This window comes from Sporomusa aerivorans (assembly GCF_041428895.1).
Classification (GTDB): Bacteria; Bacillota; Negativicutes; order Sporomusales; family Sporomusaceae; genus Sporomusa; species Sporomusa aerivorans.
The window spans coordinates 5,703,987-5,730,631 of sequence record NZ_CP156926.1; the positions used below are offsets into that span (position 1 = coordinate 5,703,987).

22 protein-coding genes, 1 pseudogene and 1 riboswitch are annotated in these 26,645 nt (G+C 42.9%); of the genes and pseudogenes, 3 read left to right on the forward strand and 20 right to left on the reverse strand.

Annotation, left to right across the window (positions count from 1 at the left end):
• Window positions 1–221 precede the first annotated feature (221 nt).
• On the forward strand, window positions 222–1,355 hold the full coding sequence (locus SATMO3_RS27175) for an iron-containing alcohol dehydrogenase (RefSeq protein WP_371381809.1): 1,134 nt from the start codon (window positions 222–224) through the stop codon (window positions 1,353–1,355).
• Between the two features lie 79 nt (window positions 1,356–1,434).
• Here SATMO3_RS27175 and eutJ read toward each other — a convergent pair whose 3' ends face one another.
• Window positions 1,435–2,250, reverse strand: a complete 816-nt coding sequence (gene eutJ / locus SATMO3_RS27180; RefSeq protein WP_371373703.1) for an ethanolamine utilization protein EutJ — start codon at window positions 2,248–2,250, stop codon at window positions 1,435–1,437.
• 156 nt (window positions 2,251–2,406) lie between these two features.
• On the opposite strand from eutJ, the gene SATMO3_RS27185 reads away from it, so the two are divergent.
• The gene (locus SATMO3_RS27185; RefSeq protein WP_371373706.1) at window positions 2,407–2,592 is read left to right on the forward strand and encodes a hypothetical protein; all 186 of its coding nucleotides are present in this window, start codon (window positions 2,407–2,409) and stop codon (window positions 2,590–2,592) included.
• 215 nt (window positions 2,593–2,807) lie between these two features.
• Here the strand turns inward: SATMO3_RS27185 and SATMO3_RS27190 are convergent, their stop codons facing one another.
• The 15 genes from SATMO3_RS27190 to SATMO3_RS27260 form a co-directional block, all read right to left on the reverse strand.
• Window positions 2,808–3,215 (reverse strand): hypothetical protein, encoded by a 408-nt coding sequence (locus tag SATMO3_RS27190; protein ID WP_371373709.1) that lies wholly within the window; start codon window positions 3,213–3,215, stop codon window positions 2,808–2,810.
• Window positions 3,216–3,221: 6 nt separating this feature from the next.
• Window positions 3,222–3,318, reverse strand: a riboswitch (guanidine-I (ykkC/yxkD leader).
• A gap of 126 nt (window positions 3,319–3,444) precedes the next feature.
• Window positions 3,445–3,897: a HutP family protein gene (locus tag SATMO3_RS27195; RefSeq protein ID WP_371373711.1), complete on the reverse strand. Its 453-nt coding sequence runs from the start codon at window positions 3,895–3,897 to the stop codon at window positions 3,445–3,447.
• A 135-nt stretch (window positions 3,898–4,032) separates the two neighbouring features.
• A complete protein-coding gene (gene hutH, locus SATMO3_RS27200; protein ID WP_371373714.1) occupies window positions 4,033–5,562 on the reverse strand; it encodes a histidine ammonia-lyase in 1,530 nt (509 codons plus the stop codon).
• 384 nt (window positions 5,563–5,946) lie between these two features.
• Window positions 5,947–7,335 carry an amino acid permease gene (locus SATMO3_RS27205; protein ID WP_371373717.1) on the reverse strand — a complete coding sequence of 463 codons (1,389 nt, stop codon included), beginning with the start codon at window positions 7,333–7,335 and terminating at the stop codon, window positions 5,947–5,949.
• Between the two features lie 418 nt (window positions 7,336–7,753).
• Complete coding sequence (locus tag SATMO3_RS27210; RefSeq protein WP_371373720.1) at window positions 7,754–9,478, reverse strand: DUF885 family protein; 1,725 nt, start codon at window positions 9,476–9,478, stop codon at window positions 7,754–7,756.
• A 43-nt stretch (window positions 9,479–9,521) separates the two neighbouring features.
• On the reverse strand, window positions 9,522–10,613 hold the full coding sequence (locus SATMO3_RS27215) for a DUF362 domain-containing protein (protein ID WP_371373723.1): 1,092 nt from the start codon (window positions 10,611–10,613) through the stop codon (window positions 9,522–9,524).
• Between the two features lie 161 nt (window positions 10,614–10,774).
• Window positions 10,775–12,049 (reverse strand): porin, encoded by a 1,275-nt coding sequence (locus SATMO3_RS27220; protein WP_371373726.1) that lies wholly within the window; start codon window positions 12,047–12,049, stop codon window positions 10,775–10,777.
• Window positions 12,050–12,474: 425 nt separating this feature from the next.
• Window positions 12,475–12,987: a transposase gene (locus tag SATMO3_RS27225; RefSeq protein ID WP_371373730.1), complete on the reverse strand. Its 513-nt coding sequence runs from the start codon at window positions 12,985–12,987 to the stop codon at window positions 12,475–12,477.
• 31 nt (window positions 12,988–13,018) lie between these two features.
• On the reverse strand, window positions 13,019–13,642 hold the full coding sequence (locus tag SATMO3_RS27230; RefSeq protein WP_371373733.1) for a TetR/AcrR family transcriptional regulator: 624 nt from the start codon (window positions 13,640–13,642) through the stop codon (window positions 13,019–13,021).
• Between the two features lie 235 nt (window positions 13,643–13,877).
• On the reverse strand, window positions 13,878–14,927 hold the full coding sequence (locus tag SATMO3_RS27235) for a TRAP transporter substrate-binding protein (RefSeq protein WP_371373736.1): 1,050 nt from the start codon (window positions 14,925–14,927) through the stop codon (window positions 13,878–13,880).
• Between the two features lie 148 nt (window positions 14,928–15,075).
• The gene (locus SATMO3_RS27240) at window positions 15,076–15,747 is read right to left on the reverse strand and encodes a ribulose-phosphate 3-epimerase (RefSeq protein WP_371373738.1); all 672 of its coding nucleotides are present in this window, start codon (window positions 15,745–15,747) and stop codon (window positions 15,076–15,078) included.
• A gap of 95 nt (window positions 15,748–15,842) precedes the next feature.
• Window positions 15,843–17,117, reverse strand: coding sequence for an MFS transporter (locus SATMO3_RS27245; protein ID WP_371373741.1), 1,275 nt, complete (start codon window positions 17,115–17,117; stop codon window positions 15,843–15,845).
• A 297-nt stretch (window positions 17,118–17,414) separates the two neighbouring features.
• Window positions 17,415–18,179: a response regulator gene (locus tag SATMO3_RS27250; protein WP_371373744.1), complete on the reverse strand. Its 765-nt coding sequence runs from the start codon at window positions 18,177–18,179 to the stop codon at window positions 17,415–17,417.
• Between the two features lie 24 nt (window positions 18,180–18,203).
• Window positions 18,204–19,688 carry a sensor histidine kinase gene (locus SATMO3_RS27255; protein WP_371373747.1) on the reverse strand — a complete coding sequence of 495 codons (1,485 nt, stop codon included), beginning with the start codon at window positions 19,686–19,688 and terminating at the stop codon, window positions 18,204–18,206.
• 13 nt (window positions 19,689–19,701) lie between these two features.
• Window positions 19,702–20,268 carry a sensor histidine kinase gene (locus tag SATMO3_RS27260; RefSeq protein ID WP_371373749.1) on the reverse strand — a complete coding sequence of 189 codons (567 nt, stop codon included), beginning with the start codon at window positions 20,266–20,268 and terminating at the stop codon, window positions 19,702–19,704.
• Between the two features lie 599 nt (window positions 20,269–20,867).
• Here SATMO3_RS27260 and SATMO3_RS27265 point away from each other — a divergent pair.
• A complete protein-coding gene (locus SATMO3_RS27265; protein WP_371373752.1) occupies window positions 20,868–21,785 on the forward strand; it encodes a LysR family transcriptional regulator in 918 nt (305 codons plus the stop codon).
• Window positions 21,786–22,429: 644 nt separating this feature from the next.
• Here the strand turns inward: SATMO3_RS27265 and SATMO3_RS27270 are convergent.
• The 4 genes and pseudogenes from SATMO3_RS27270 to SATMO3_RS27285 form a co-directional block, all read right to left on the reverse strand.
• A pseudogene (locus SATMO3_RS27270) lies at window positions 22,430–22,674 on the reverse strand (DUF1847 domain-containing protein).
• Complete coding sequence (locus SATMO3_RS27275) at window positions 22,655–23,866, reverse strand: CdaR family transcriptional regulator (RefSeq protein WP_371373754.1); 1,212 nt, start codon at window positions 23,864–23,866, stop codon at window positions 22,655–22,657. The pseudogene SATMO3_RS27270 and the gene SATMO3_RS27275 overlap by 20 nt, the downstream one beginning before the upstream one ends.
• A gap of 183 nt (window positions 23,867–24,049) precedes the next feature.
• The gene (locus tag SATMO3_RS27280) at window positions 24,050–25,240 is read right to left on the reverse strand and encodes a mandelate racemase/muconate lactonizing enzyme family protein (RefSeq protein WP_371373757.1); all 1,191 of its coding nucleotides are present in this window, start codon (window positions 25,238–25,240) and stop codon (window positions 24,050–24,052) included.
• Window positions 25,241–25,320: 80 nt separating this feature from the next.
• Window positions 25,321–26,616 (reverse strand): MFS transporter, encoded by a 1,296-nt coding sequence (locus SATMO3_RS27285; RefSeq protein WP_371373760.1) that lies wholly within the window; start codon window positions 26,614–26,616, stop codon window positions 25,321–25,323.
• Between the last annotated feature and the right edge of the window lie 29 nt (window positions 26,617–26,645).

The window sequence follows — 26,645 nt, forward strand, 5'->3', positions numbered from 1 at the left end:
TACCAAAAAGGATAGAGGCAATGCACCTATTTGGTCTTCAATATAATCGTCCCGATGCTAATCATATGTTGGATTAAATTTTTTATTCAATAGTTCTCATATAGTTATCTCTCGCGTTACCCGTTTAAACTTGACTGTTTTGGCAAATTATATGTAAGCGACTTGAAACGAGAGGTTATTGAAGGGGGCTTAACAGGTTGAGTAAAATAGTCGAGTACTTTATGACGCCGATTAGCATCCTGGGCATCGACTGTCTGGAGCAAGTGATAAGATATATTAAGCCAATGAAGTTTCGTAAGGCATTAATTGTAACTGATAAAATGCTGGTCGAAAACAGGTTAATTGAAGGCCTGCTCTCGCTTTTAAATGACTCGGGAACTTTTTATATTATTTATAAGGACGTCGCCCCCAATCCCACTGTCGCGCAGGTGGAACTGGGGCTAAAATTATACTGCGACAATGGTTGTGATTTTTTGATTTCTTTTGGGGGCGGGTCCCCCCATGACTGCGCTAAAGCAATTGCGCTGCTTTCAACCAACAAAGGAAAAATTCATGATTACGAAGGGTACAATAAATCCATAAAACCGTCCGCACCATTAATTGCCATTAACACAACAGCCGGTACCGGCAGTGAGTTAACCCGGTTCTGTGTTATTACTGATGAAGAACGGCGCACGAAAATGACCATTAATGACTGGCACGTAACTCCTATCATCGCCGTCAACGACGCCGCACTAATGACCGGTCTGCCGGCGGGCCTCACTGCTGCAACCGGGATGGATGCATTGACGCATGGCATAGAGGCCTATGTTTCCACTAACGCCACCCCGGTTACGGATTGTAAGGCCCTGAAAGCTGTCGAATTAATACTAAATCATCTATTGGCAGTTTATAAAGACGGGTGCAATTTAGAGGCCAGAGAAATGATGGTTTACGCTGAATACCTTGCCGGCATTTCCTTTAACAATGCAGGACTGGGTTATGTTCATGCCATGGCTCACCAGCTCGGGGGGTTTTATAATTTACCGCATGGCTTATGTAATGCACTGTTATTGCCGGCAGTTATGGAGTTTAACCTGCCGGCTGCAGCTCATAAATACGCGGATATTGCCCGTGTGACCGGCATAGCTATGCGTGATTTATCGGCGGAAGCGAATGCAAGGCTGGTTATAAGCAAAATTATTGAACTCAATAGGGCGATGGGCTTGCCTACAAAACTTACGGCAGTGAAAGGATTCGAGGCACAAGACATCCCCGTGCTTGCGGAACATGCCATTAAGGATATTTGCTGCCTGACCAATCCCCGTCAGGCGTCAGTGCAAGAGATTGAGGATATATTTAAATCTCTTATATAGCCAAGGTAAGAATATGGAATTACAGCTTAAAAGACATAGCTCACGGCATAAGCCTGCGGCTATGTCTTTAAATTTATATTTAGCTGTACAGCGCAATTCCGAGTGGCGTAACGAGTAATGGATGCGGCGGAACATGAACCTCTCGGCCGAAAGCTTTGCTGAATTGATACTCGAATCCTTCTAAATAAGCCGTTCCGCCAACAACATATACCGGATAGTCAGAAAAATCGCCTTTATCATTGAGTATACCTTTGACTATTGTAGCCATTTTTTCAATTACGGGCACAATAACCGGCATAATGCGCTTGTGATTACTGCTATCTTTTTTCAATTTCTCAGCTTCCTCAAAGGTGATACCATAGGCGCCCGCCAACACAAGCGAGACATGAGTACCGCCTGTCGGCTCGTCCGCAGTAAACACCAGGCTGCCATCCTTTAATACGGCAACCCCCGTGGTGCCCCCGCCAATATCTACTACAATGCCGTGCCTGAGGTTGAGGGCTCTGGCTGCCGCTACAGGTTCGTCCACCTGACATATAGGTTCCAGCCCTGCGCCGGCGATTACATTGCTGCACGCCAGGGCGTTGCGTCCAACTGTTCCCGGGGGAATGGCGGTTGCCCCTCTTTCCAGTTTTACTCCCATGATCTGCTCCACTTCAGACTTTAGCTCATGCACAATTTCGGTTGCACCCCTAAAATCATAAACCAAACCATCGCGAACTACCGAAGCCCAGCGCATACTGCCCGCTACCGGATTTCCAAGATTATCGGTTACCGCCAGGACAACATCCGCAGTCCCCAGATCAACGCCAACCTTATACGGACCTGCTAAATCCATAAACGATTTTGTTTCAATAAGATGATGCAACTGGTAAATTTTTTCGTACGTGTTCACTAACTTATTTCCCCTCATTTTTGGCAATCTTGCCATTAGTATTAACCTATTATGAAAAAGTTACACTGACAATCTTCCTATCACAAATTTACAGGTATTTATACTTTTTACCGGTTGATAATAAATACGAATAAAGCAAAATAAAGGAGGAGACGTATGAAACACGACTCACAGGATACTAACAAGCTAAACCATAAGCAACAGTCCATCACTCCTGCGGATAAACTAAATACTTCCAGCGAGGTAGTTACTAACGGCAATGTGCCAACAGGCACTACCGGGTTTGGGGCAAAGAGAATATCGACTTCTGAAGATAACTCATGTATGAACAATCTTCATTGACAGCTTGTGATCTGTTATAGATTAAAGTGATATAAACAGCAAAGGAGACAGAGTTGATGGTGGCTTTTGCACCATCAACTCTGTCTCCTTTCATTTCCAGGTCATGTACCTTCCCTAAGGCCTGGCTATACGCAGAGGAATTCCCTTGCGGATATCGGCGCCCGGAAGGCTGATTCTTAGCCTGCGGACGAGCGGAGCACGCTTCGCCGAAGCTGTTATTTCACAAAATTCTTTTGTACCCATGAATCCAGCTTCTGAACATGCTTCCTGCCAATAGTACATCCATATAAAATTAGCAAAACAAGAACCAGCGAAAACAAATCCATTTCTTTCGTTGCGGCAAAATTGAGCACACCCAAAAGAACTTGCGGAATAACACCCGTAAGTACCAGCATAGCCGAAGCCAGTTTAAACCAAAATGAAGATTGCATTTTGTATCTTGCATAGAACATAAACACCGTAAAAGACCACGCGAAAATTTCGAGAATGAGTAAAATAGCCCATTTGTTTGCCATTATAAAGTTGTACATTTTAGCATCTCCCTTACAATCCAGCTTCAAAGCTTTCGCGTTATAAAAATCCCCTGATAAGCAAACAAAAAAATAAAAAGCCTTGAGAAGCACCAAAAGTACTCCCAGGCTTTTATCCTTCCGTGTACACAGCTTGCTGTGCGCTTTCTCTCGGACCAGACTGACAGGATGCCACGGAACCCTAGAAAGCTTTTTTTATATTCATTGCGCAGCCAAACTGCGCTACGTATAGTATAGCATATTTTACAGGCCGGAACAAACCGCATTACTTTTATTTGCGAGACTAGAACAGAAGTGATGTAACCAGAATATAGCGCATTTCTTAAATTGGGTTAATACCCAGTCCCAGTACTTCATGCTCGTATCCTTTAATCGGCGCCCCCATGTTACCGTATAAAGCCACTGCAATCCATTCACCATCCAAATTGTTCCCCGGCAGATTAGTGCCCCGCACAATACAAAATAACAAGCCGGCGCTGCGCAACACGGTACCAAGTCCGGTCTGTCCCCTGCACATGCCGTTATAGGCTTCAAATACAGAATGATAGAGAGCATGCTCCTCCCGGTATCGGTGGTCAATCAGACTTTCTTTTTTGGCCGCCGTCTCTATTGCCGCAAAAATTTTAGCAGAATCCATTGACCCTACTTTTCCTTTATACAACCGATAGCCAAACTCCTCCCCCTGCCTTTTCAAGTCCGTTTCATCCTCACCGGAAGACAGGATGGTTAGAATGGCCAATTTCCCTAAGCTGCCGTTTTTCCCCATAGTAAACATAACTCATCCACCTTTCTCTCACCACAGTACCTGTAAGAAACACTTAGTTGCAATTTCCTTTTAATCATGGCTAAAATCAACTAAACTAGGAACAGGAGTGGCTCCTGTTCCTAGTATGGTAGCACGTGTAACCGCTTAATAGATTTTCATCGGACCAATAGCAGCCTCTACTGCTTTAATCAGGGAGGCATCGGCTATTAACCGATAAATATTTTGGATATCCGGCGCCGGTATCCGGTCCTCGTCCAAGTGCGGCACAGCTTGGCGGATGGTTTTATGTGCTGCTCCGGTGCCAGCTCCTGGCGTCAGTGGAGCTAAAAAGTCGATGCCCTGGGCAGCCGCCAGACACTCAATCGCAAGTATATAGCGGACATTTTCCAGAATCTCTCGCGCCTGACGGGCTGCAATCGTACCCATGCTGACATGATCTTCCTGGTTGGCCGAGGTAGGAATCGAATCGGCGCTTGCCGGATGTACCAGTACTTTGTTTTCAGATACTAAAGATGCTGCTGTATACTGGGTAATCATCAGCCCCGAATCTTCTCCCGGATAGGCAGTCAGGAACGGCGGCAGTTCACTTAAATGTGCATCCAGCAAACGGTTGGTGCGCCGTTCGGAAATGTTGCCAAGTTCAGCTAAAGCCAGTTTCAGGTAGTCCATCACCAGTGCTATCGGCTGTCCGTGAAAATTACCGCCCGAAATGGCCTCGCCTGTATCCGGCATGATTAACGGATTATCTGTGGCGGCGTTAATTTCGATGGTAAGGGTTTCTTCCACGCGCCGTAAAGCATCTTTGGAAGCGCCATGTACTTGGGGAACACAGCGCAAAGAATAAGCGTCCTGCACTTTGGAACAATTGACATGCGATGCGATAATAGGACTGCTTTCAGTTAACCGCAGCATATTGTCCGTGGTAGCCACCTGACCGATATGAGCTCTAACCTGACTAATCCGCGGATCAAAAGCAGTGCGGGTTCCCTTCAGGGCTTCAGTGCACAAAGCAGCGGCAACATCGGCGGTCTTCATCAGGTTCACAGCATCCTGCCATACCATACAACCAACAGCAGTCATTATTTGCGTACCATTGATCAAGGCCAGCCCTTCTTTACCGCCCAAAGCTATCGGTTCCAGCCCGCTCACAGCCAGGGCTTCAGCCCCGCTCATTAGTTTGCCGTTAACATAGGCCTGCCCTTCTCCCAGCATGACTAACACCATATGGGAAAGAGGCGCCAAATCACCGCTGGCTCCTACCGAGCCTTTCGCCGGAATTGCAGGGCATATGCGCCGGTTCAACAGGGTCAGCAGCATTTCCACCGTAGAGAGCTTAATGCCCGAATAGCCTTTGGCCAATGAATTGGCTCTCAACAGCATCGCTGTACGAACAACATCTTCCGGCAGATGCTCGCCCACGCCGGTCGCATGGCTAAGAATTAGGTTTTTTTGCAATTTTTCTCTTTTTTCTTTAGAAATAAAAATCTGGCTAAAATCGCCGAAACCGGTGGAAATACCATATACCGGACTCTCATCTTCCAGGATTCTATCCACAATGGCACGGCTATCCACAATCTGTTTACGTCCCTGATCGCTTAAGCCTGCTTCCTCATATTCTCTGGCTACCTTTACAACATCCGTCAGGGTTAACGCATATCCGTCTAATAATATCATGACTCAATACCTCCATTTTCTTGACAAATAAAAAAGAGGATAAAACTCATTAATGAGTTTACCCCCTAATATCTCATAACTATGGGCAAGCTATTCAAGTTAAATTTCCATCCTCACATAGACCGGTAAAACTACTTCATATCCAACTATCTTACCTGCCAAACTCTCATCTCTCGCATCTCAGGCAGGCGGCTTACCTTTATAATAGTTTACAAAACTGCTAAAGTCAAGCCTATATTTTGGGGCTTTTTTAAATTTTCTGCAATAGACGTTTTGCTGACGACTTTTACAACAAGGGGGAAAACTCATTGTTGAGTCTCCCCCTCAACTCCCGTAATTTTGCTACATAAATTGATCAACAATATTCTTGCTGTTTATGCAGTATTAATTCGATATCGTTGTAGATTCCTGTTTCGCCTGTTTTTTGCATTTATAGCCGATCCACAAAAGAACGAGCCAAATAGGCGTCAGGTACATGGAAATACGCCAGTCTTCGCCCAAATACCACATCACGGCAAATATCATCGTTAAAAAGCCGATACAAATATAGTTCGTAACAGGATACCAGACTGCCGGGAATTCAATTCTTTCCCCAGCAGCTAACTTTGCCTGGCGGAATTTCATATGACTGACGCTGATCATCACCCAGCTGATAATATCCGCTGAGACAACCAGAGCCATCAGATAGGTGAATACCTGACTCTCGATAAGATAGTTTAAGAATACCACCAATCCCATAAGGAAAGAAGAAAAAAGTATTCCTACTACCGGTACTCCGCCCTTGTTTAATTTCTTAAAGATGCTGGGAGCATTACCTTGTTGGGCCAGATTGTAAAGCATGCGTCCGTTGCTGTACAGACCGCTATTGTAAGCGGAAAGAGCTGCTGTGATCACGACGACATTCAGCAGAGCCGCCGCTGAGGAAATACCTATTTTCGAGAAAATCTGCACAAAGGGACTACCTTCCGAACCACCTGCACCCAACTGATTCCACGGATAGATCATCAATATGACCAACAGGGCGCCAACATAAAAAATCAGGATCCGCCACATTACTTGGTTAATAGCCATCGGGATAGTCTTTTTAGGGTTATCCGCTTCTCCGGCCGTAACCCCTATCAATTCAGTCCCGCCGTAAGCAAACATGACAATTGCCAAAGAACAAAAGAACCCTTCCAGCCCGTTCGGGAAGAAGCCGCCATAATTCCACAGATTGCCCACGCCGCTGCTAGCGCCTGCCTGACCGTTCAGAAGAAGCACCGTACCGAAAACAATCATGCCTATAATGGCTACTACTTTGATAATGGCAAACCAGAATTCAAATTCGCCGTATAACTTAACATGAATTAAATTAATGACTGTAAGAAAAGCCCAGCATACCAGGGCAGTAACCCAAACAGGAATATCCGGCCACCAAAACTGAATGTATTTCCCGACTACCGTTAGTTCTGCCATATTGACCAGTACATAGGCGATCCAATAGTTCCAGCCCGACAGAAAGCCCGGAAAATCTCCCCAGTACTTATAAGCAAAATGGCTAAAGGAACCTGACACAGGTTCGTCAACAAGCATTTCACCCATATGACGCATAATCCAAAAAATGATGATACCGCCAATCAGATAGGAAAGCATAACTGCCGGGCCTGCTATTTGAATGGCTTTCGTTGATCCGTAAAACAGCCCTGTTCCAATAGCCCCTCCCAGAGCAATCAATTGAATATGCCGATTTTTCAACCCTCTTTGTAAACTTTCATCTCGACATTGTTCGGACACTTTGTTTTCCCCTTTCTTTTTAGTAAATTTGACATAGTAACCCAGGACTTTTTCAGAGCCTTTTGCCAAAAACCCTCTGAATAATAAAAAGAGGCAAAACTCAAATAGAGTTTTGCCCCCTAATATCTAATAGCTATAGGCATTTCTATAATTTATAATTTATAATTTTCTTAACTTTAGGTATATTATAAATTAAGTACACAAAGCTTGTCAATGCTTTTCACAAAGTACATTGTTACTTTTTTCTCTTTTGGTATAGATATTGCTAATATCCAGAAAAGCAGGCCAGCAAAAACTCCTTGTGGCCATTTATGGAAACGGTATGATGGATAAGTAAATTTGAAGAACACAGGAAAAGTGCGCTTCCGGGCCAGGGGGAGCGCACTTTCGTGTCCGGCGCGTCAGGTATAATAGCCAGTTAATAGGGTGTATCCAAGCCTTTATTAACCAGCTTCTCATATTCAAATACCCTACGCAAAAAGCTCAGTGGCATATTTCCCGATTGCAAGTAGAGGCTATGAAATTCCCGATCGAGTTCCAGACCTTCCAGCTTACCCTTTTGAGCTTTTATCATGTCCGCCTTTAACTTCCAGACTAATTTATTTCCGGCCAGATAGCATAGAGGATATCCCCGCTCCTCAGAATACCAGTTTAGTTCAGCCTGAACCCGGCCGGCAACATAACCGGTAACCTTCTGCAAAAGCCTGCCGGCATTCTCAAAGGGATCCTTGGAAGATACGTCTACTTCGATTCCGACATCAAGATACCGTACATCCCCTGTCATAAAATATAAATCAATCGCGACCCGGGCGCCCAGCCGGGCAATATCTCGTTTTGCAATAAAACGGGCTTCATCAGTCAGCTCGCCCATATAGCCGATATCCAGCATATAGTCTTCCAGCATCGTGGTCCAGCCTTCCGCATGCTCAAGAGCATCAAAGTGCCGGCGGACAACAGACGGATGGTTGGCTGCAGCGGCAAGCTGCAGGTGATGTCCGGGAATCCCTTCATGAATCATCATCGAAGGAATAGAAAGCTCAGTATGTTCATCCAACAGTTCTTCACTTAACGTCAAATAAATCATACTTCTTTTTGTTCCCTTGCGGAAAGGAGGCGGAGAAACCATTGCCCCGGCGGGAATCGAAGGCGCCATGAAGGCCGGCGTCTGCATAATCAGCATATCTTGCTCTGCGAAAATGGGAAATAACCGTCTTTCCTCAAGATAGGCAAGAATCTTCTCTCTTTCCTGCTTATACCGGTCAATGACATCGGTTAAAGAATTGGTCTTTAAGTCTACCCGGTACTGCTGATTTAAAAAATGCTGAAGTTCCTCAACTGTCGTACCCGGCCTCAGACCATATTTACCGGCCAGTTTGCAGCGCAGTTGTTCCAATTCAGTCGCTGTATCCCGCAGAAACTTTGCCGCCATGCTATGCAGTTCTTCCAAAGATTTATCGATTCCCCGGAGCTGTATCAGCTTTCTTGCCTGTTCTTCGCCAATAAAGAAGTTGGTTGTTGTCGGCATTGCCTGTAATTTTCCGGTGTAATGAGCCAAGGCCGCCTCCGCCTGTCTGCGCGCGGCCGCTAATCTTTCAAATTCGGGGAATTTTTCTTCTTCCGCCCAATCGCAGATGGTTTGAAATAACTCGGGCAGCCCTTGTACCTTTTCTATGTCAATCGCTACCCAGCGCTCTACAGGCGTATCCAGCCGGTTCAATAATTGAGCCAGATACATAGGTACCTTTTCCAGCCGGGCAGTGATATTCCGCAGCCTTTCCTCAGCCGGGCGGGGATCATTGATGAACATTAGAAACAGCCCGTCACTGATGTCATCACCCGCGGTCGGCGTCTGTTCCAGGGCTGTTTTGCCATTAAACGTATAGGTATTTTGAAAGAGGGCAAACGCTACCACCATGGCGGCCAAATCCAAATCCAGCTTTTCATCAAAAGTCAGACCGTCCCGGGGAAAACTTCTCAGAGCTGCCAGTAATTCCTCCCCCGCGCTCACTTCCGTCGCAGCCGCTTCCAATCTGGGATCAGGCAAATCATCCAAGTGCTTATCGACTCCCAAACTCACACAGGCATTTGCATCCCGGGTAAAATAATCATGAAATTCTGCTATCAATCCGGTATATTCTTTCATTTAATTTCTCCTTATAAAAATCAATAGTACCAGGAAATCAGCCTCACAAATTCTCTTCCAAAAAAGCAACAATGTCTTTTCCTTTAGGCGGACAACCCGGAATGTAAGTACTGCAGCTTTTTGTACAATTACCGATACCCAGTCCGGTTAAATTCTGTCCCCGCATTCCTTGACCGATGTAGATCTTTTGCTTCAGCCTGCCAAGGGTGCCATTATCCGCTAAACGCTGCAAAGAATGAATCAATGTACCATAACAGGCGGAGCAGGCTTCCCTGGCCTCCACCTTTTGCGCCAATCGCTGCGCTTTTCCGGACGGTTTAAACTGTCCGGCTTTTTTATACCCCATGTCATACTCAAACAGTTCGGCGGAAGCTAAATCGGCCGACCCTACTCCCAGGCTTGCGGCCACAGGAATGTATTTGATCTCCTCAATCCGATATCCCAGCAATTCGGCCGCATACGCGTCAATTAACACCGGATCGTAACCGACGATGATTCGAGCCATCTCCACAGGATTGCCGCCTTCCTCAAAGGTGAGGTCGCCGTTCAGTCCATCCACTATAGTAAGATCAGGCACAACAGCCTTGCCAAGATAACCGATCGGTTTCGTCAGCCCTAAACTGTGAAAACGGCGTTTCTCGCTGTCAGGGATACAGCCTTTTAGATTTTTAAGCGCACAGGTCATAAGGGTTTGGCAATGCGCTTTTAAAACAGGCATATTAATTAAATAATCCAGTTCAGTGATTCTTTTACAGACTTTGATGTCAAGATCGCCCACCTTGACTACCACAAAACTGTCGTCCTTCAAATCATAAAGACCAATCTGATATCGCCGCGCCAAATCTTTATAGCCGCATATTTCAAAAGCTTTTTTGGTGCTGTCTCCCACCCAGGAACCTTCCAGGATAGCAATTTTCTTGATCCCATGATCTTGCAGATACCGAATAACCCCTTCGACAATTTCAGGGGTAGTAGTTGCCCCGGAGGCTGCTTCCCTGGCAACTACCAGATTGGGCTTCAAGCCTACCGTCATCTCAGGTGTAAGCGCTTTGGCAACATCCATCTTTTCCAAAACTTCATATACCATTTTCTCCGGCTGCCTGCCGTAAATAACATGAATTTCTTTGTTCTTCATTCTGCTCCTCCTGATAATGCAAGCAACGTTTTTTGCTATATAATGCATAAAATATACCTTTCCACTTTGTACTTTTACCATACAAAGCGAAACTCCTGCCAAATCCACATGGATTGGCAGGAGTTCTCTAAATTTCGTGCAGCCCCTTCTGTCGCAAATAATTAGAACCAGTATTTTAAATGAGCAAAGAAGCTTTCTTTATCTTTCTGTTGACCGGCAGTAGGATTCTTGAGTTCCAAATCGTTATACTGTACTGTCAGTATGCCATTTTTAAATACGGTATATTCTACCCCGAACTCAGGTCCCTTAACATTGTCAAGAATCCCATAGGTGTCATCATAATTCCGCCCGGCATCAAGCGTAGTTAATTCGAGTGGATCGAAACCCTTCTCAGCGCTTCTGTAGCCTGCCCAGATTCCCAGTGAGCCGACTCTGTCTCTTTCAGCGCCGCGGTATTTAAGCTGAGCCATCCAGGCTTTGGCGGCATCGCCGTTATGATTGCCATTAGCCGCATCCGAATCATTTTCGCCGTACTCACCGGTGACGGTGAAGTTTTTAATGCCTGAATACTTTAATCCGGCCGACGTGGTTTTATAATAATTGTCATCTTTGTCAGCAAGGTAGGATGCCGTCAAATTCAGGTTTTTATTCAGTTGGGCGTCAATATTTGCGGCGATATAATTGGCATCTATATCTTTATTATCATAGGTCTCTGCGTCCTTTTTAAAGGCGCCGGCAGTTACTTTAACCTTATTGCCGCCGCTTAAGAAGAAGCCATCGTTATTGCTCTCGTTATCGGCGATCATACCTTGCCCCAGCCATACAGGCTGACGGCCAAAGCTGTAGTTTACTTCGCCCACTTTTCCGGAAATATAAGCCTGCGTCAACTTGGATTCATTATCAGAGCCGTTGCCCCACTCGGTATTAGCTTCATAACGGCCATGGAAAGTAACATTTTTATCAAGCTGGGCCTCCATGTTTAACCGGAGCCGGTTTGCCTCTTTGGTGCTGTCGAAGGTCTCGCCGCTGTTTCTGTCCTGATAATCATAACGGGTACGTACTTCACCGGTAAATTTTACTTTGGAAGCGTTTTTCTCAAGATTGTCAACGCGAACGCCGAGGTTGGCAAGTTCTGCGCCGTATTCAGCCTTCAGAGCTTCGATGGTTTTAAGGGTCTCAGCGTCAGCCTTGTCAGCGTTAGCCATAGCTTTAGCTACGATAGTAGCCATTTCGTAGCGGGTAAGAGTTTTGTCGCCTTTGTAGGTGCCATCGCCATAACCGGAAATTACACCGGCTTGGGCCAGCTTGTTGACAGAGTCATAGGACCAGTGTTTTGCAGGTACGTCAACGAAGGGATTAGCAGGCGCAGCCAGGGCCGTTCCTGCTACGCTCATGGCAAATACTGCCGCCAGAGCCATTGAAGTTTGTCTTTTCATTGTTTTTCCTCCTTAGATTGTCTTATTTATACTACGAGCTTTCTAAAGAGTAATGTTTCTGAGTGACCAAGTTTCCTCATGATATTGACTCGTTAGTCAGCTCGTTGTAAACGAATTTAACTTTGACGTAAATTGGGTACTCTCAAAACAGCGTCATTACCAGCATTCAGCCGGTAGTAAACCGCCCCGTCAAAGTGTACATGCACTTTATATCGTCCGGTTGTATTGGCCGCCTTTTTCCTCATTGCTATCCTGAATCTTCGGTTCGTTCATGAGTCAAAGCGGCCGATAGGTGCTCCTGACAACAGCGGACAAGCATTTTGAACGCATTCAATTAATAGGTTTAAAAAAAACGCTAGTCCTAGTTGTGAAGGTAGCGAATTGCTCATCTGTTGTTTTGATTAATCCAATAATACTATTACTGTTTACTGGATGCTATTAAAAACTCCGTTTTTTGGGGGTTCTAGCTGCAAGATCTGTTCAGTACCGGTACTTTTATAATAACTTGGCCGAGTACAGGTAAAACCAAGTTCGTGTAACAGAAAGCGAATGCCGCTTGGTGAATATTTCGCATTAAAGGTGGAATTTATCCATTCTCTAACAATAGAGGACGTCCAGTTAATCTCGCTTTGAAAGCCGATATCCCTGGGAGCGTTATTCGTCAAAACATCTACTACAATTTGTTTCTCTTCGGCCGTAAGCATGGCAGGCCGGCCTGATGATGGTTTCATGTTGAGTGCTTCAAGGCCACCGGCTTGATATGCGTTTAGATAATTATAAATCGTTTTTAGGCAACGGCCGGAGGTGCTGGATATGTGGACAATATCATGACCTTCTAAATATAGCCTTACCGCTTCATAGCGTTCCAGCATGCGCCGATTTTTACATTTTTTTATCGCAATACTTACTTCAGAGAGTTCCTTAGTAAATGAATCCATAATACTTGCAGCCCTCCTGAAAGCAAAATACTTATACATCCTGCTTTAATATAATATGTATCGTCCCTTCCTGCGTTCCTAAAATTTTTTCGATCATAGCTTCCGCCATCCTCAGACATGGCGACAAGAGTTCATCAGGTGTTACATGATAGGTGTTAATTAAGAATTCTTTGGTAAAGAGTAAATAATCCAGTGAAACCTGGGGGTGTGATACCGTAAATTCTTGCGCAGCACTTCCCTCTTCAATGATCTCTAATATTAACGGAGTTAGTGCAATTCTTGACTGGCGGGCTATTTTGGTTTTAATATGCAAATTGTGCTCGTCCTGAACAATACGAAATAAAGCTTCATTTTTATCGTGAATATTACTTATTACGATCTGGAACAGGCGTCCGATTTTTTCTGAAGCGGGAATACTGGTATTAACCATATCCTTTACTTCTGAAACAAAGTAAGACATCTGACGATCCAGTAGAGACTCCAGGATTTCCTCTTTGGATTTAAAGTAATAATAAAACATTCCCTGCGCGACGCCCATGTGCCTGGCAATATCGCTGATGGTTGTGCCGCAATAGCCCTTAGCAGTAAATAAATATTCGGCCGCACCTAAAATTTCAGTGACTCGTATTTGGGGATCCTGGGGAACTCTCGCCATGGTACACCTCAATATTTGAATATATTCAAATTATAAATCCTATTAGAAAATTTTGTCAAGGATTTTTTATCTATTTTTAAAATATTGGATCTGTAGTTGTTTGAGAAGTACAAAGTTTACAGATAGTCTTACTCTCCAATTGACAACTGGCAATGAAATCGAGCAAAGTATGTCACGGTTAGAAGGTTTCAATATCGCCTGTGTTGCATTTTCACTATCCAGAAGGCAAGAAAATTTATTCATTTTTTGCCGCTTCCACAGCTTTTAAAAGCTCTTGTCCAGTTGGAATATCTTTTAGAATATCATTGTAGGCACTTTTTGAAGCTGCTTTAAAACTTTCAGTATCCGGCTCTATGATTTTGATTCCCTTTTTCTTCATTTTCTCATAATACTTGTCATAATAGGTTTTATTATATTCAGCTTCGAAAGCAAGCGCTTCATCTGTAGCTTGCTGTAAAGCTTCTTGTTGTTCTGAAGTCATGGAATCCCATGTCAATTTAGAAACAGCAATAACAATCGGTACATAGTGCATCTTTGTTTCGTTGTAATATTCTGATATTTCAATGAAATTATTCTCTACAAATTGATCGGGTGGAACATCCGCGCCGTCTACCAAACCCTGCTGCATTGCCAAAAAAACTTCTCCATAAGCCATCGGTAAAGGATATGCACCAAAAGCTTCATAGGATTTTACATACCCCGGAGCTTGAATGACGCGTGTCTTAAATCCTGTTAAATCCTCTGCGCGATATACTGGTATATTGGAAAACAGATTCCTCTCATTTGGCCACGCAAATCCCAGCCCAATCATGTTATATTGGGCTAACATTCCCAGAAACTTTTTCCCAACCTCTCCCTTTAATATCTTATCCGCTTGCTTTGCATCATCAAATAAATACGGCAAGTCGAAAAGGGAGAACTCTTTAATCGTACTCTCCAGTGCAGCAGAGGAGACAATCATCATCCCTTGCGTGCCTGAGCGAACGGATTGAATTTGCTTAACCTCCTGACCTCCTTGCGGAAAAAGAGTAATAAGGATCGTTCCATGCGACTTTTCTTTTGCCAGTTCTGCAAGTTTGGCTGCTACCACCTGACGTTCGCTGTCAGCTGAATGTTCATGCCCCAAGCTCAATGCAATAATATGCGCCTCTTTTGCAGGAGTCGATTTCGCTCCATCTGTCTCTACATTATTAGCTGGACCTGCTTGATTCCCCCTGCCGCACCCCAGCAAGATCATTGCGATTACCAGGATAATGATTGTAACCATAGAGAGCTTATCTTTCATTGCTATTTTGCTTTACCTCCATGCTGATTAAGTAAGTAAATAATTAAATCACCCAGGGAAACGGAGCTAACTTTAGCTTACCAAAGCCAGGTAGAAAAAGAGAGAGGGGAAATCTCCCCCTTTTAAAGCTGGAGGAGATTTGATGAGATCATGATTGAATGCCATTCATTTCTTTGTCAAAGCGAAAACATGCATTCGTTATTCCGTCAGGCTGATTAAAGACAACATATATACCTGTGACTAAAATATCCGCTCCCCTTTTTAAACTTTCGATGGCCTTAGGATAATCGACCCCTCCATCAATAGAGATTAAAAACGAAGCTTTATATCTTTCCCTGAGTCTATTTAATTCTTCCAGTCTTTCTAGAGATCCTTCCATAAACTTTTGACCTGCAAAGCCGGGTTCCACGGTCATTAAAACAACATAGTCAAGATAATCAATTAAGGGCTCAATGATATCGATACGTTGGGAAGGATTAATCACAATGCCTGCCTTCATTCCAAGGTTTCTAATATTTTTCAGATGTCGAACAGAAAAGCTTGTACTATCAATATGAAAGCTTACGTAATCAGCTCCATATTCCTTAAGTCGATCTATGTAGTCTTGGGGATTACTGACCATTAAATGGACATCTAAAGCTAATTGAGGGTACTTTGTTTTAATTTCCTTCACTATGGTAATTGGAAAAGCCAAATTGGGGACATAATGACCATCCATCAAGTCAATATGCAAAAATGTGACATTGCCAGATACGAGTTCATCAATTTGTTTGCCCATCTCTAAAAGATTGCAATTTGCTATGGATGGAGCATTTATCATTTTGATTACCTACCTTACCTATAATGTATATTCATTTCAAAACACAAGCCCGGGTACAGATCAGACTATTTATTCCTGCCAGCAGCTAGGTAAATTCACTCTACTCCTACAACATGCCCACGGCGATGAGCCCATATATAGATAATTACACTAAGAGCGCAAACACTAGCACCATACGTAAGAAATAATGCCATCTGTCCTGCTCTCTGTGCTGCAACCAGCAAATACGAGGCTGTCCCACCAAATACAGTGACCGCAATACCATACCCAATGGCAATGCCGGTCGTACGAATCTCCTGCGGCATAAGTGTAGCTGTAATGTAGTTAAACAGTGTTTGGTTCAAGGCTAGAATAATCCCACCACCCAGCATCACCACGGCAAATTGCTCCATACCAGGTTGAGAATAAAAAAGAACAATAAAATACGATGGCACAAGCATCACACGAAGAATTAAATATACACGCGAAGAACCAAAACGATCTGCCAGATATCCTACAACGGGTCCGGCCAGTACCATCAACACCATAAATGCCGTTGTTATGCCAAACACTTCCGTTGAATTTTCTTTAAAAGTCGCATTAGCCAAATTAGGAAGGCCTGTTATCCATATATAGTTGGCAATCATACTACCACCCGTCACAAAGATAATGGCAACCACGCCCAAGCGATGCTTCCAAATTTCTTTCCAAACCTTTGCTGTGGATTCTAATTTGCGATTTGTGGCCACACTCGCTCCGGTCTCAGGCAAATGCCTCCTGGTGTACATAACGATGAGCCCCAGAAGGGCACCAATAATGAACGGTACTCGCCAGCCCCAATCAGCCATCACTTCTTTTCCCAGCGCCATGCTGGTTAAGAAAGAAACGAGGGACGCAAGTAAGTTACCGCTTTGATTGAAGGCCCCATTAACAACTCCGGAAAAGAATCCCCGACGTCCCGGACTGGCAATTTCCAATGCTGCTGCATTTGCCGCCGGTTGTTCAATCCCTGTCGAGATACCTTGAATTAGTCTAAGAATAAGAATAAAAGCTCCAGCAGCAATTCCTAGTTTCTCATAGGATGGCATCAGACCAATGCCCAATGAACACAGTGCCATCACGCCAATAGACCACATTAGCACCTTTTTGTGCCCGATACGGTCGGTAATAGGCCCTAAAACAGCTCCGGAAATTGGACGTACCACAAAGCCGAGCGCAAATACCGCAAGCGCCGACAGTGTAGACAAAACAGGGTCTACATTAGGGAAAAAATGAGGTCCGAGAAACGCAGACATAAGACCGTAAATACTCCAATCGTACCACTCTACCGCAACACCGCCACCAAGAGCGATATACTGGGGCAACTTAGCTTTCGGCGATTGATTATGCATGATTAACCTCCCACTTCTTTCTTATGACAAAATAGGCACCCATCCTGTAATCTAAATAATGAATTTCTTCTTGCAAGAAAAATAAGCAGAAATTAACCACTGATGACCACTAACATTTGTCACTGCAACTCCTTTTTTTGTTTATATTTTCCGAACATTTACAATCATCAAATTATTGGTTAATCTTGCATTTTTATTATATTGGATGGGAAGTGGGATATCTCTACACTAAATTGTGATGCTCGCTTACTTTATTGTTGAATTTTTTGTCAATTTTCTCTTTTTAGCACAAAATAATCAATTCTTTAGTACTATTTTGTCTTTATATTCTGTAGGAGTCATATTCTCTATTTTTTTAAACACACGCGTAAAATAATTTTGATCTCCATATCCAACAATCACGCTAACCTCCTTAATGGATAGATAGGAGTGAAGTAGTAACTCCTTTGCTTTTTCTACTCTTATTGAAGTTACATAATCAATAAAATTTTGTTTTTTATACAATTTGAACATTTTGCTGTAATAATGATTTGTATAGCCTGCCATAGCAGCCATTTCCTTTAACGTAATTTCCTGTGCATAATTTTCGCCTATATAATCGCATGTTTTTTCAATCAGAGCAGCCGTCTTATCGATTTGTAATGAACCTCGATTTTCCCTTTCATCTAATTGATTGGCTACAGATACTTTATCAATTTCATGAATTGCCCTAGTTAAACTCTCCACCACCTGCTCGTCGGATAGCGGCTTTAATATAAAATCCATAGCCCCAACTTTAACGGCTTGTTGCGCATAATGAAAATAGTCAAATGCGCTCATAAAAATAATTTTGCATTCCTGGTGAAATTCTTTAATTTGCTTAGCCGCCTCCAAGCCATTGATACCAGGCATCTTTATATCCATAAAGAGGATGTCAGGGTAATACTGCTTTACCTTTCCAATGGCATCTCTTCCACTAACAGCCACATCAACAACTTGTATATCCTGAAATTCCCGCTGTACAACAAAATTTAGAGCTTCTCTTTCAATTTGCTCGTCATCTACAATAAGTAGCGTATACATTGTTGTCCTCCTCTAATTTTCTTTCTATCTGTTGATGGGAATCACTATCTTTACTATTGTGCCTAAGCCCAGTTTACTTCTTATCGTCAAACAATCTGTGTGAAAAAATAGTTTTAAACGGTTGGCCACATTGGAAATACCAATACCCTTATTTGCTTCCTTTCTCTGTACACCCATAGCATGTTGTAATTTATTTTTTGAAATGCCCGTCCCATTATCTGCAATACTTATTATGACTTGACCATCCTCAGAATATATCCTAATTCGCAGTCTTCCACCCCGCTCCAATGGCTCCAATCCATGAATTATTCCGTTTTCCACCAGCGGTTGAATAGAAAAACAAGGGAGGTAGATATTTTCCATATCCAAATGATTATCCCATATAATTTCTAATCGAATCCGGTCGCTAAACCGTTCATTTTGGATAAAAATATACTCTTTAACGATGTCTACTTCTTTTTTTAGGGAAACCGCCTTGGAGTGATCTTCCAAGTGGTATCGAAACATCTTGGCTAATGACTGAATCAGTCTTGTCGTTTTTTCCGCATTCTCAAACATGGATGTTCTTGCTATCATGTTAAGCGTATTAAATAAATAATGAGGATTTATTTGCGATTGCAAACTCGTATATTTTGCATCATTTAGCAGCTTTTCCATCTCAACATTTTTTAATTCTTGCTCATGCAGCATTTTTTCAACACGCGACTTCTCCTGCAAATCCTTTACAAGTTGCTTAATATTTTCATTCATTTTATTAAAGCTATGTGCTAATATACCGACTTCATCCGACGATTTGACATGGATCTGATCGATATTAAAATCTCCTGTCGCCATTTGATTAGACGCCTCAGCTAATTGCCGAATAGGTTTTGTTAAATAATTTGTAAAAATATAGCCAAACAGCAGGATCAGAAGAATAACGACAAGGTTGCCCGTGACAGATATATTTTTTACAACATTCACTTCTTCCATAGTAGAAGTAAAATGCTGATTCCCTTCAATTAGCCTGATTCTAATCAGTTCGCTAATTTCATTTTCCAAATATCTACTGAGCGTTAATGCTTTAAAAAACGGCGTATAATAATCCCCTGTTGAATCAGCTTTTTGCCGTAAGTTTACGGCTTTATTGCTTTCTTCCAAATAGCTCATCAGATAAAAATCTACTGACTTTTGCACAAGATAAATTTTTTCATTATCGACTTCTCGCCTTAATTCATCGACCATTTCACTAATTAATGACTGCCCTGCCAACAGTTCTTCACAAGAATGATTATCCTTATATTGAATATAATTTTGCAAAAGAATCTTATTTTCGTTAACATACTTTTTTAATTGATAAAGCCGGTTATAATAATTTAAATTCGCATTGGAATGATTCATGGCTTGATAAACTGCAAACTGGGTAAAAATAGACATAAGATTTGGCAGAAGCATTACTACCACGAAATATAAAATAATCTTATTTTTTATAGAAAGCTTGTACCATAATTCTTTAACTGAGCAACGCATGTGATCTCTTCTTTCACTGTAAAATACCGATTCGTACTCTCGTCCCTTGCTGATTACTTGTAATAGAAAGGAACTCTTGTTGCGAACCATAGTAGTCATTCAGATTTCGAATTACGGCTGATATGGAAGAGTCAGGCACTCTTCCATCCATAAAAGGCTCAAATCCAGTGAACCCTTCGCCGTTATCTTCTATTTCAATAATATAGCACTTATCCTCTTTAAGAACACGTAGCCAAATCTCCCACACTCCTTCTTTAGACCCGAAAGCATGAAATAAACTATTCTCCACAAAAGCCATGATAGTATGTTTGGGGAAATATAATTCTTTTGCATCATTGCCGATATTCTCTGTGTAACGAAGATTTGTCCCCAGGCGCGATTGGTAAAGTGCTATCAAATTATTCACCGCCTTCAGCTCATCTTTTAATTTGATAATGGCATTTTTACTTCCTAATCTAAATCGAATATAATCTGTTAAATTAATGATTTCCCTCTGGGTTCTCCCTGCATTTTCCATGGCAGCCATGCTAGAAATACAATTCAAATGATTTAATACTTGGTCAAAGAAATGCTTTTTCATTCTCTACACCTCAACAAAAATATACTGTTGATATAAAATCCATCTCCAAATTCAAATAAATAAAAAAGAAATACAAGTTTGCAGTCTGACGGAGAATGCAGTCAATGCAACCACGCCAAAGGTGTTTGCAAATATGTCTGAAAAAATTATACAACTAAATGAAAATATCATCAATTACAGCTAAAATAGTTAGTTCCTAGCAGTATTAAGTCAACAAAAAATGAGCGCACAGAACTTAGGCAAGTCTATCCCTCCGGGCATTTAGGACCAGCCAACCACCGCAAGCAATGCAACACTGACTATTCTTTTCTGATTTAGTCATATAAAAACTCCTCTTTGCACCATATTTGCCAAAGAGGAGTTCGTATATTTCTCCGTCTTCCATTTTAAAGAGACGATAACTCTTACGCATTGCTGCCTGTGCAAAACTTTGCCATAGCTCCAAACACACTCTGTCTTAGGGTATAAAAACTTATTATCCGATGCAAAAATTGTAGACATATTTTTTTCTGTAGTATATCATGTAGCTAATTATATAAAAAATGATTGTTTTGTATTGTTATGATCACTTTAAACGATCATTCTGAGTGGAGGTATGTATGGAATTACGCCAACTGCAAATATTCAGTACAGCTGCCAAAACACTTAATTTCACCAAAACAGGCGCGAAACTCGGCTATGCCCAGTCCAATATCACCGGTCAGATTCGCCAGCTTGAAGAAGAATTGCAGGTGAGGCTCTTCGAACGTCTGGGACGGGGTATTCAACTAACGACTGAGGGAAAGAAGTTCCTGGAAAACGCAAACCAAATTCTCTTGTTATGTGAAAAGGCCAAGGGAGAATTTTCACCGGACGTGTTTCGCGGTATTTTAAGCATCGGCGCAGCCGAAACTCTCTGTGTCTACCGCCTTCCCCAAATCCTGAGCCGGTACCGCAACCTTTACCCGCTCGTGGAAATACGGGTCCAAACAGACAGTTGCGATACTTTTATCGAAGCACTCAAGGCCAACCATATTGATATCGCGATGGTCCTTACCGACAAGATTCAAGCACCTGAGCTTGCGGTACAGACACTGCATGACGAAACAATGACAATGGTAGCCAGCCCGCTTCATCCTCTGGCCCAAAAGCAAAAAATAAAGCCGCAGGATCTTACTGAAGAGTGCCTGATTCTTACCTTGCCCGGCTGCGGCTACCGGCCGCTGATCTTAGCGATGCTAAAAAAACAAAATATAAAGCCCGGCTCAATCATGGAACTGTCCAGTGTCGGCGCAATTAAACAATGTACCAGCTGCGGTCTGGGGGTAACCATCCTGCCTAAGATCTCCATCAGAGATGATTTGGCAAGCGGAAAACTGGTCGAGCTTAATTGGACCGGCCCGAGCTTTGAAGTGAAAACGCAATTGATTTACCATCAGGAAAAATGGATTACACCGCCCATGAAAGCCTTTTTGGACCTCTGCTGCTCACCAAATAGCACGGACTATTGGCCATCAGGCGATATAAGCCTGGGTTAGTTAGGATAATAAGAACCGACTGGCGGTAGTGCCTAAAATATTTACAGTACCCGCGCTAACCAAGAAAAAGGGACCGTATTGAAACTACAAAAGGTTTCAATACAGTCCCTTTTATGATTTTTGCCGCTTTAAACTATTAAGGACGTGAGTGCCTTCGCAGGCCTGGCGGCTAACTTCCCGTATTATTCATTCTGCAGCCAATATGCTCATCGAATTCAAGAAGTACATCGATCACCTCCGGTGTTATCATTTCTTGTATTTATGTAATAGGAAAAAGAAGACGCTCCTTATCTAAGAGAGTCTTCTTTGACTTCAAAAAGGGCTGACTGCTGTTTTCGTGCAGGCAATCACACCAGTATGCAATTCTCGGCAGCTGACTTGATTGCATTATAGCAAATTGGTGTTGTTATTAAAAATTGTTAGTTTTGATTATAACCATCACTTATAGTGAGTGATCAGGGCACTCGCGGATGATGTGTCCACAATGCGCAATAGTTTATTAGGACATTCTTCTTGGAGGAGTCAAACTGTATTGCCGCTTATTTCCCTAACACACAGTCTATTAATTTGTAATTCCCGGAAAAACTCAGCTAAAATTTCCTGGTTTACTTGATGGATTGGATGAAAATTGTGTGCGTATTCAATCACTGATAGTCCATTGCAGTTATAACCTTCAAGGCCGATATGTTAAAAATAGCATTCAAAAGTTTTGCCTGCATGACTGGATTACACAATGATTCATGGCAGCTTTTATTGACCTTCAAATCCGGTACGCCAATCCGGCTTTTATCAACAAAACCAACTTACATAATACACTATAACTTTCCAGTCCTTTTTCTTTCAGTATTTTTGCAAAAATTTTGGTTTCATTAATTAATTCTTCTGTCAATGAAAAGCTTGCTCATTGTTGCTCTTGTATCACAACACAATAGAAATTTACACAGCATAGCATGATGGAAAGAGTGGCACGGTTCCAAACCCACAATCTTCTTTAACTTTTCGAGCCTGAATTTTAAAGTATTACGATGTATAAACAATTGGCTGGCTGTTAAAGAGATATTTAGATTATTGGCAAGAAGGCACTCTAAAACTTTGTGCATATCATAGCGATCCTTGACTTTATCAAAATTATGCCTCAGTTCTTGCAAGGCCAGGCAGGAATCATAACTTGTACATTTGTTATCAAACAAATAGTTCAATAATATGTCAAATTCATAAATGGAGCAAACCGTATTAGCACTTGAATAACCCAGTGCAAATAGCGCTTCACGGTAAGAATGCTGCAGTTGTGAATCGTTCAAGGCCCAGCCGCCAACTCCGACTTTGATTTTTATTGGCGGCTGAACTGACTTTAATATATCAATAACACCTGACATAAAAGTATTGAACTTTCTGCTTCCAAAGCCATCAGGTGCTGACTTGAGAATGCATAAGTCTTTCTTATAAAATAAAACCATATCGAAAGCGGTAAAAAAAGTTGCTTCTTTTATCGCTTTCGATACACACTCCCTTATGCGGTCGGAAAGTAAGTTTTTCAGGCTGACAAAGGCACTGTCGTTTATCTTGGGCTCCAGTCTGATCACAGTGACCATACGCGGTAAATTAAAGGTATAATTTACCATCTCGGCTAAATTGACAATGTCATCTTTGGAAATATCCCGGTTGTCGGTGAAAAGTAATGTTACCAGTTGTTCTTTTATCCGGTTTTCCGATCCATAATCGGCCAGAAACATTTCCCTTTCCAGGATAAGTTCTGTAACCGTCTTGATTAAATTAGCCATCGGACGGACATCCTGCGGTTTTCCTGTCACGCCGACTACTCCGACAACCCGCTTCGTTAAATCAATCGGCCACATGACTCCAGGCAAAGCCCCCGTATAACTGTCTATCTCGTCCGGATAGATCTCCACGACACGGTGCTCGTCTACAGCCAACTTGCCGCCCTTATGGAACGTATTGATCCGGTCTGCCTGACCGGAGGCAATGATCATTCCATTGCAATCCATAATATTGACATTTCGGTTCACAATGCCCATAAGATGATCTACAATTTTTTGAGCCATCTCTGTAGAAATAATCATTTTAACACTCCTAAATATGGACAAGGGATTCACTGAAACAACTACAATTTTATGGAAAGAGGTATAACCGCCCGGAAAGAGGGCGGTTATACCTCTTTCCGGCGGTCTGCTATGTGGCTAAAGTGGTCAACACAAGACGCCAGTTCGGCAGCACTAGTAACCTCGATATCTTGTCTTTGATAGCTATTTAACAGTTTCCACGGTAGAGGCTTTTATTGTTTCAAGAGTTAGTTCCTGACCCAGACCAAGTAGTTCAGGCACTTCGTACATTCCATTTTTAGGCATATAGTTATGGACGCAGGTTTGTGTGTTCGGTTTCAGCAGAGCGTATCTGTGCAGCTCATGAATAATAAAATTGGGAATGGCAGCTTCCATGTGCAAAGCCGCAGCAGTAGAGATTGGTCCGCCGCAAACATGAATCTGTACGGTTACATCATAGACATGGGCCATATCACATATCTTTTTTACTTCCGTAAAACCGCCGCAGGTGCACATATCCGGTTGGATAACATCAATTGACCCATCCTCAAAGAATGGCCGGTAACCCCACCTTGTATAGATCCTTTCCCCTGCGGCAATAGGAATATTGACATGATCGGCGACTTTTTTCATCTGTTTGGGATTCAACGGCATCACAGGCTCTTCTAAATAATAGATGCCTAAATCCTCAATCATTTTCCCGAATTGAATAGAAGAGGTAGTATCGGTAAAGGCATGCAGCTCTACAATGATATCGACATCGGCACCAACAGCTTCTCTTATGGCCTTGAGTCTATTATAACCGAGTCTTAGCACTTTGTCAGGCAGCACACCTAAAAGATTTTGCTGATTCCAGTTTCCCCGAGAATCCATAGCAAGGGGGTCCACTTTAATTGCATCATAGCCCTCGGCAACAGCAATACGCGCAGCCTCGGCATAGTGGGCAGGTTCCACCAGCATGGCTTTATCGGCACCATCTCCCCAGCCGAATTGAATCTGACTGGCATAAGTTCTGATCTTATCCCGGGTTTTTCCTCCTAGCAGCTGATAAATAGGGACATTGAGGGCTTTTCCTTTAATATCCCACAAGGCAATATCAATCCCACTCATGGCAGCAGTGAATACAGTACCACCGCCTTGTCCCCAAAATGTTTTTTTCTGCATTTTATCCCATATAGCTTCATTTTTCAGAGGATCCATCCCGATGATTATCTTTGAAAGATCCTTGGCCATCCCAAAGCCGGCCGATGCGCCCACGCCGTAAGCCAGACCAATCTCGCCGAAACCTGAAATTCCCTCATCGGTATTAATCTTTACTACCACCGGGCGCCACTTGCTTGTGGCAGACGAAAAATCGTTAGCTACATCGATAATATCAACACTGGTAATTTTCATAATAGTGACTCCTTAAATATATTATATATTTCCGAACGACAACCCTCTATTTATTAGGCATGCCTGTTGCCACAGCCTTTTTAATACTTATGGGCAACCAGCACGGCTGCAATGGATGATGCAAGAAACCCAACTCCCACCAGGCACAGCAATCCGGTGCTGTAGCTGCCGGACAGGCTGATGAAGAAACCTATTATGACTGGTGACAACGAGGAAAAACCGGTGGCTAAGCCATTCATGGTACCGGCAGCGGTTGACAGAGACTTCGCGGGAATCAGACCCTGAAGCAGAGTCCAGGCCGAAGAGGTTGCCATTGAGGTAAAACCAAAAGCACAAGAGAGTAAGATAGCAGATAAATATTTTCCTGAGACAGTGGCTGCTAAATAAATGGATGATGCTCCTAAAAGCATGGTTACACACAGGAGGGGAGCACTCCTGCCGATCCGGTCATTGAGCCAGCCGTTAACTGCTTTAGTCATCACTGTTAAAATGAATGGCAGTGATGCCATCCAGCCCATTTCCGTCCAGGAAAAATTGCGGGCGGACTTCAGGTAAGTAGGCAGCCAGGATACCAGACCCCAAAACATAAATTGCAAACAGACGTACCAAAGCACTAGCAACCAGTACCGGTAATTAAGGGCAAACGGTTTTATTCTTTGCAGGAATGACTGTTTATCCTTTACCTGCACATTCCCTGTTGCCAAGCCTTCTTCGATATACTGAAGTTCAAGAGCGTTGACTTTTTTACTTTCACGGGGTGTGTCTTTTGTGTGGAACCACAGCAGATACAAAGGGATCAGACCAAGGGCGATACAAATATAAAAGGTGTCTCGCCAGCTATAGTTGCCAATAATATACGTAAAAATCGGCATAGCTATTGCAGGCGCCAGTGACTGACCAATAATCCAGGCGGCGTTAGCCCGCCCCCGTTCCTGCGGTGGAAACCAGTTTTTTATAAAGAGGCTTTGCATGGGGTAGTAAAAACCCTCGCCAATCCCGAGCAGTATCCGGGCAGTAATAAACATGGAAAAGCTTACGGCAAAACCACCGATAAATAACGATACCGTCCATAACACAATACAAAACGCCATTGCTTTGCGAGGTCCCAGATAATCCCCTAATGGACTGAGGGTTACATTAGCCAGTCCGTAGGCTGCCAGAAAAGCGGACATCATCATGCCGATTTGAACAGGCTGACCTTTTATCCCCATATCTAACAGAAAATGATCATTTGCAGCCAGGACGGTAACGTTGACACGATCCAAATAGGCTACCATAATACCGATAAATAGTACCGCTACAATAAAAAAACGGCGCCGTGTTGGTTGCATTTCTGTGTCACTGGCAAGTTTAGTAGGTGCATTCACAGTTGACATTCCATTCCCCTTTCAACTTAGTAAAATAG

What these genes read in the sequence shown, in the direction of transcription:
- SATMO3_RS27175 (WP_371381809.1), top strand. Translation starts at nt 222, where the DNA reads ATGACGCCGATTAGCATCCTGGGCATCGACTGTCTGGAGCAAGTGATA.
- SATMO3_RS27185 (WP_371373706.1), top strand. Translation starts at nt 2,407, where the DNA reads ATGAAACACGACTCACAGGATACTAACAAGCTAAACCATAAGCAACAG.
- SATMO3_RS27195 (WP_371373711.1), bottom strand. Translation starts at nt 3,897, where the DNA reads ATGTTTACTATGGGGAAAAACGGCAGCTTAGGGAAATTGGCCATTCTA.
- hutH (WP_371373714.1), bottom strand. Translation starts at nt 5,562, where the DNA reads ATGATATTATTAGACGGATATGCGTTAACCCTGACGGATGTTGTAAAG.
- SATMO3_RS27210 (WP_371373720.1), bottom strand. Translation starts at nt 9,478, where the DNA reads ATGAAAGAATATACCGGATTGATAGCAGAATTTCATGATTATTTTACC.
- SATMO3_RS27215 (WP_371373723.1), bottom strand. Translation starts at nt 10,613, where the DNA reads ATGAAGAACAAAGAAATTCATGTTATTTACGGCAGGCAGCCGGAGAAA.
- SATMO3_RS27220 (WP_371373726.1), bottom strand. Translation starts at nt 12,049, where the DNA reads ATGAAAAGACAAACTTCAATGGCTCTGGCGGCAGTATTTGCCATGAGC.
- SATMO3_RS27225 (WP_371373730.1), bottom strand. Translation starts at nt 12,987, where the DNA reads ATGGATTCATTTACTAAGGAACTCTCTGAAGTAAGTATTGCGATAAAA.
- SATMO3_RS27230 (WP_371373733.1), bottom strand. Translation starts at nt 13,642, where the DNA reads ATGGCGAGAGTTCCCCAGGATCCCCAAATACGAGTCACTGAAATTTTA.
- SATMO3_RS27235 (WP_371373736.1), bottom strand. Translation starts at nt 14,927, where the DNA reads ATGAAAGATAAGCTCTCTATGGTTACAATCATTATCCTGGTAATCGCA.
- SATMO3_RS27240 (WP_371373738.1), bottom strand. Translation starts at nt 15,747, where the DNA reads ATGATAAATGCTCCATCCATAGCAAATTGCAATCTTTTAGAGATGGGC.
- SATMO3_RS27245 (WP_371373741.1), bottom strand. Translation starts at nt 17,117, where the DNA reads ATGCATAATCAATCGCCGAAAGCTAAGTTGCCCCAGTATATCGCTCTT.
- SATMO3_RS27250 (WP_371373744.1), bottom strand. Translation starts at nt 18,179, where the DNA reads ATGTATACGCTACTTATTGTAGATGACGAGCAAATTGAAAGAGAAGCT.
- SATMO3_RS27255 (WP_371373747.1), bottom strand. Translation starts at nt 19,688, where the DNA reads ATGCGTTGCTCAGTTAAAGAATTATGGTACAAGCTTTCTATAAAAAAT.
- SATMO3_RS27260 (WP_371373749.1), bottom strand. Translation starts at nt 20,268, where the DNA reads ATGAAAAAGCATTTCTTTGACCAAGTATTAAATCATTTGAATTGTATT.
- SATMO3_RS27265 (WP_371373752.1), top strand. Translation starts at nt 20,868, where the DNA reads ATGGAATTACGCCAACTGCAAATATTCAGTACAGCTGCCAAAACACTT.
- SATMO3_RS27275 (WP_371373754.1), bottom strand. Translation starts at nt 23,866, where the DNA reads ATGATTATTTCTACAGAGATGGCTCAAAAAATTGTAGATCATCTTATG.
- SATMO3_RS27280 (WP_371373757.1), bottom strand. Translation starts at nt 25,240, where the DNA reads ATGAAAATTACCAGTGTTGATATTATCGATGTAGCTAACGATTTTTCG.
- SATMO3_RS27285 (WP_371373760.1), bottom strand. Translation starts at nt 26,616, where the DNA reads ATGTCAACTGTGAATGCACCTACTAAACTTGCCAGTGACACAGAAATG.